Origin of the sequence: Croceicoccus bisphenolivorans, assembly GCF_001634625.1 — a bacterium.
Lineage (GTDB): Bacteria > Pseudomonadota > Alphaproteobacteria > Sphingomonadales > Sphingomonadaceae > Croceicoccus > Croceicoccus bisphenolivorans.
In genome coordinates this window covers 1-2,679 of sequence record NZ_LRSE01000043.1, presented here as the reverse complement: position 1 = coordinate 2,679, position 2,679 = coordinate 1, and the positions used below count along the sequence as shown (strand labels likewise).

Here is a 2,679-nt window from a genome sequence, read left to right as displayed (position 1 = left end):
TAGGAGCCTCCGGAAAACCCGGGACGCTTCAGCATGGGGTTTACCTAAGCGGGTATGTCGCTCAGGGCGTTTGCCGGCTTTCCAGCCGCCACGAAGGCTTCGCCCACGCTGTTCTGTGACACAACGAACACCACTCACGAATGGCGATAAGACCGTGGTCTTCACCGCGTGACCGTCAATGGCTTGGGCGGCGCAGCCACCGTTGCGGTCCGTACGGGCGCTTTCCCGAGGCCGGGCGAACGATAAGCGGGAGCATCATCGGACGTGGGCGCGCGCAGGCGGGACATCGCTTATGAAATGCGCCAACGCCGGCGGCTCGCATTCGGTGGATCGACGCAGAAAGGCCGAATTTTCCGTCCGTTTTCCAACATCGATACCGACTTTGGCTTCACTCAGCGGGCGTTGAATACGCTAGTGTTTCTGTTGGCGGAGTGGAAGTCAGATGCCCATTGTCCGGCCAGCCAGTCTGATCCAGCCACCCCTGCGGTTTTGCTTTGGTCAGTTACTGTAGAGCCAGCGCAATCCACGGCTGAAAGCTGCACCGCCGATAGATTGGTGGGTTTCGTCGGGCAGCACCAGTGCCTTCACAATCACGCCGCTCCGTTTCCCAAGCACGCGCGCAATTGCATCAACATCGCCCTGCATATCCACGTCCGGGAAGATCACGTTCACGACTTCCAAGATTTTCGATGACAGCCCTGCTTTAGCAGCTTTTATGTGATCGAGACTCTCCAGTTCGCCGACGCACAGGAAAATGCGGGCATCCGCACTGTCTGTGCCGCTCGCCTCCTCGGCCCGGCGGAGAACCAGTTTGTCATCCCACCACACCGATGGACTGATCGACAGATACCGGCGGAAGCCGTGCGGCCTCTGCAGGTAAGCATGTAGTGTAAAGAGCCCCCCGAGAGACGCGCCCGTCAGGGTCATGTCGTCAAGGTCCATGGCAAATTCTTCGGCCAAAACCGGGCAGAGCTCGTCCAGAATAAACGCCAGGAATTCGTCCGCTCCGCCACTGGCTACGGGATCACTGCCGCCCATTAGCAGCGGCGCCTTTTCGTCGAACGCCGGCATGGTAGAGGGCGTGAAATCGCGATTTCGTAACAACAAGTGGCTTGGTGCGCTGTCGAGAGGATAACCGATGTTCACCGACCAGAGTGGAGGGAAGCCGCCACCCAAGCCCAGATTGCGCAGCGTGCTGATTGCCGTTCCCGCAGAAAGATCGCCGTCCGTGCTGATCACGACACCGGCCCTGACCCCTTCTGGCAATGGAACGCCTGGTGATGATATCGTTACACGGAACCGCGCTCCAACCGCATCGGACTCTACGACCCACACCTGTGTGTCAGAGAAAAAGCCCGTATGCTCGCGTGAAAGCACTTTCATTTCTCAATCCTCAATTTGTGTGACGCACAAGACTTCTTCGCGAAAGGTATAAAAACAGTAATGTATATTTATGGTCGTCGCAGCGGTATGGCCGTCTGCCGCAAACACGGGTCAGTCGGCATGAAGGGGACTTTAGTGACGGCGGATCTTGCAGGCCGTCGGCACACGAGTTGCAAAAACCCTGTGCCGTATGGCGTTCGTCAGAAGTCGAACTTTACGCCTGCGCCGATGCTGCGCGGGCGGATGCGGTTTCCGATAAGCCCTTCGAATGGCAGCAGGACGTTGCCCAGATATGCCGAGGAACCGGGTTCGCTCGCCACCGTGGGGTTCACCCGGCCATCTTCGTTGAATGCGTTCTGGATGAATACGAAAGCCGCCCACGCATCCTTTGCCACCTCGAACCTGGCATCGGCACGGGTGATGGCGTCGCCGACGATCGGCGCTAGGCCAAGTTGCGACAGCGACCGGTCACCTGCGTACTGCACACTGCCGGACAAGGTTCCTTCGAGGCCCGATGTGCCGATATCGAACCGATAGGCGGCCATTGCGCTAAGGATGATTTCAGGCGTCGAATTGAGCCGCTGCCCGTTGAGGAAGAAAGGCTCGCCGTCATCGCCGCGGATTTCCGCTTCAAGCAACGAGCCTGCCAGCGAAACGGTCAGTCCCTTGGCGAAGAGTTCATTGAACCGGAAAAGCAGCTCCACGCCCTGCGTGCGCGCCTGGCCAAGATTGCTGGTGATGTTCGAAGCGACCCCGGAATCGGGTTCCACCACGATGGAGCTTTGCTGGGTATCGCTTAGGTCATTGCGATACAGCGCGATCTCGCCATAGATTCGATCGTCGAGAAAGCTGCCCTTGGCGCCAAGTTCGAACGCCTCGATATCCTCGGCCCTGACTTCTCCGGTGATGAAGCTTGGGTCGCCACCGGCCCCGGCCAGGGCAAGTTGGGCGAACAGCGTTGACAGGCCGAAGTCGTTGTAACCGGTCCGGAAACCCTGCGCATAGCGAGCATAGAGCGTGACATTCCTGCCTGGGTGATATGCAACACTCACGCTGGGGCTGAACTTTTTCGTTTTCAGCAGGTTTTCCGGGGTCGACGGCGGCACAAGCAGCGATTCGTCAACGCCGAGATCGACCAGTTCCTGGCCTGCCGAATTGAGGAAGAAGACAGAGTTCTGTCGCGACTTGTCGGAGAACTTGCTGGCGCCTGCGGTCACTTCCAACTTGTCTTCAAGAAGGGACAGCGTGGCTTCACCGAAGAACGACTGTCAACGGCGGCGTAAAAGTCGTCCATTG

Annotated in this window: 1 protein-coding gene and 1 pseudogene; both read right to left on the bottom strand. The window is 58.6% G+C overall.

Translation table 11 applies throughout. From position 1 onward, the window contains the following. Positions 1-498: 498 nt before the first annotated feature. Positions 499-1,383, bottom strand: coding sequence for an alpha/beta hydrolase (locus A7A77_RS17685; protein WP_082836229.1), 885 nt, complete (start codon positions 1,381-1,383; stop codon positions 499-501). Between the two features lie 200 nt (positions 1,384-1,583). Next, positions 1,584-2,633: pseudogene (locus A7A77_RS17145) on the bottom strand (TonB-dependent receptor domain-containing protein); the annotation flags it as partial. Between the last annotated feature and the right edge of the window lie 46 nt (positions 2,634-2,679).